General features: G+C 42.0%; 2 protein-coding genes and 1 tRNA gene. 2 read left to right on the top strand and 1 reads right to left on the bottom strand.

Going from position 1 to position 2439, the window contains the following annotated elements; all coding sequences use genetic code 11:
• Positions 1-132: 132 nt before the first annotated feature.
• Positions 133-696, bottom strand: coding sequence for a LemA family protein (locus tag Q0620_RS07380; RefSeq protein ID WP_297962055.1), 564 nt, complete (start codon positions 694-696; stop codon positions 133-135).
• Between the two features lie 70 nt (positions 697-766).
• Between Q0620_RS07380 and Q0620_RS07385 the strand changes: the two genes are divergently transcribed.
• Both Q0620_RS07385 and Q0620_RS07390 read left to right on the top strand, forming a co-directional pair.
• Positions 767-843: transfer RNA gene (locus tag Q0620_RS07385), tRNA-Met, on the top strand.
• Positions 844-1191: 348 nt separating this feature from the next.
• A complete protein-coding gene (locus tag Q0620_RS07390) occupies positions 1192-1905 on the top strand; it encodes a rhodanese-like domain-containing protein (protein ID WP_298784145.1) in 714 nt (237 codons plus the stop codon).
• Positions 1906-2439 lie beyond the last annotated feature (534 nt).

Here is a 2439-nt window from a genome sequence, read left to right on the forward strand (position 1 = left end):
AAGCAAAACCTCTTTTAAAAGTGCGTGCTTTGTGCGCGATCTGTTTTTCTCGCTATAAATTTAGCCTTTCGGCGCTCGCATTATTTGCGATGAAATTTTAAAATTTCATCGCAAATTTTCTACGTCTCGCGCCTATTTTTTGAAAAGCTCAGAAACATTCGGGGCTTGCTTTTCTTGCTCGCTAGCAGCGAAAAATTCCGCTTTGGCAAAGTTGAAAACGCTAGCGATGATGTTAGTAGGAAACATCTCGCAGGCGTTATTATAAACCGTAACGGCGCCGTTATAAGCGCGGCGTGCGGCGCTGATCTGCTCCTCGCACTCGCCTAACGCGTTTTGTAGCTTGGCAAAGGATTCGTTAGCCTTGAGGTTCGGATACGCCTCTACCGCAATGCGGATCTGTCCTAAAAGAGCCGAAATTTCACTATTTAGCTTAAATTTGTCCGCGTTAGAAGCCGCATTGATCGCTTGTGAGCGAAGTTCGCTAACGCGCGTTAGCACGGCGTTTTCGTGGCTCATATATTCGCGCGTGGCGCTAACTAAATTCGGGATGAGGTCGTAGCGCTTTTTAAGCTGCGTGTCAACGGTAGAGGCGATATTTCGCACCTGGTTACGCTTGGCGATGAACGAGTTATAAACGCCCACTAACGCCAAAACTAACAAAACTATGACGACTAATAAAATCAAAGCCGCATTCATTTTCTCTCCTTTTAAAGTGTTTCAATTAAAAATAAGAATATTTAGCTATACTTGCCATTTCTTTTCGCGTGTCAAGGTAGCTCAGCTGGTTAGAGCGCTGGTCTCATAAGCCGGAGGTCGAGAGTTCAAGTCTCTCTCTTGACACCATCTTCAAATTACCTTTAAGAGCATACAGCGCCTCAAAAAAGTTCGAGATTATATCTTACTTATACTTGAAAAATAATGAAAATTAGCAAAAGCATAAAATTTACCTTCGGGCAAATGTGAGTTTTTTTGAATTTGTTGCTCCGTCTCTAAAAGATAAATTTACGCAAAGTATCTTTACCTACGAGCCTTTAAGATATTTTGGCAAAAGTTTTTTATTCGAGTCTCTTTCGCGTTTTCACATCGGTAATCCGTATCAGCATAACCTATCACATTCCGCACAAATTCACACTATTTAGATAAAATTTTGATATAATTTCTCGCTTTAAAGCTAAAATTCAAAGGAAACATATGAAATTTATTTCTCACAAAATTTTAAAAAGCGCGGTTTTGCTGGCGGCATTGGGATCTTTTGCGACTTGTAGCGCCGAGATGCAACAGCCTAACGGCTACGCCATAAGCGGCGCGGCGCTATCGGCGATAGAGGAGGACAATAGGGCGAAAGAAAATTATCTAGTCATCGACGTCAGAAGCGCGGATGAGTACGCTGCAGGCCACATAAAACACGCGATCAACATCCCGCTTGAGCAGCTTGAAAGCAGGCTGGATGAGATAAACGCCTACAAGGATAAAAACGTCGTACTTTATTGTAATACGGGCAATCGCAGCAGCAAGGCGCTTGATCTGCTTAAACAAAAGGGCTTCAATGTGCTTATGAACGCGCCCGGTGTGAAGCAGTACGACTACGAGCTGTATAAGGTCGGCAGCATAAACGCGGAGGGGTTTTTGAAAATAGCAAATGATCCAAACGTACTGGTCATCGACGCTAGGCAGAAGCAGGACTACGACGCGGGGCATATGAAAGGCGCGATAAATATCCCATACGGCGAGCCTTTAGAAAACTACAAAGACGTACTTGAGGCCAACAAAGACAAAAAGATAATCACGCACTGCTACAGCGGCAACCGCAGCGCCAAGCTAGCCAAAGCCCTAAACGAGCGAGGCTACAACGTCACAAATCTACTCGACGGCACGAAAGAGTATAATTACGAGCTAGTAAAATAAATCAGAATTCGGGCTTTTGGAGTAAATTTTAAAAGCTCTAATTCTATAAATTTGCAAATTTTCTATAATGTGATGGTTGATTATTTTACGGCGCGAAATGCAAAATTAACTTCGTGTGCGGCGCGTAAATTTAGACGCCGCAAATCCGCGAGATTTTGGCGGAGCTTTTGTGCTGCATTTGGCGAGGCTTCATCGCGAGCAAAATTCTGCACGCATTGGTTTGGCGTAAAATTTTACTTTGGAATTCCGCTCTCAGAATTTTGCGGTGCAAAGTTCCAAGCGGCGAAATCTTTCAAAAATTTTAAATTTCAGCAAATTTAACTATTTGGTATGCATAAATTTCACTCAAAATATAACTAGAAGCTTTTCGCGAGTTTTGAACCCCGTAAATTCTTGATTAAATTTATTCGGATTAATAAAAATAAATCCCGCAAAATGATAAAATGCTATTTTGAGTAAATTTGAAGCGAAATTTTACGGGAGGGACCATGAAATTTAAAGATTTTAAAGCTGCAAACTGCGCTAACTACGACT

The organism is uncultured Campylobacter sp. (assembly GCF_938017615.1).
In the GTDB taxonomy this organism is placed as follows: domain Bacteria; phylum Campylobacterota; class Campylobacteria; order Campylobacterales; family Campylobacteraceae; genus Campylobacter_B.

What these genes read in the sequence shown, in the direction of transcription:
- Q0620_RS07380 (WP_297962055.1), bottom strand. Translation starts at nt 696, where the DNA reads ATGAATGCGGCTTTGATTTTATTAGTCGTCATAGTTTTGTTAGTTTTG.
- Q0620_RS07390 (WP_298784145.1), top strand. Translation starts at nt 1,192, where the DNA reads ATGAAATTTATTTCTCACAAAATTTTAAAAAGCGCGGTTTTGCTGGCG.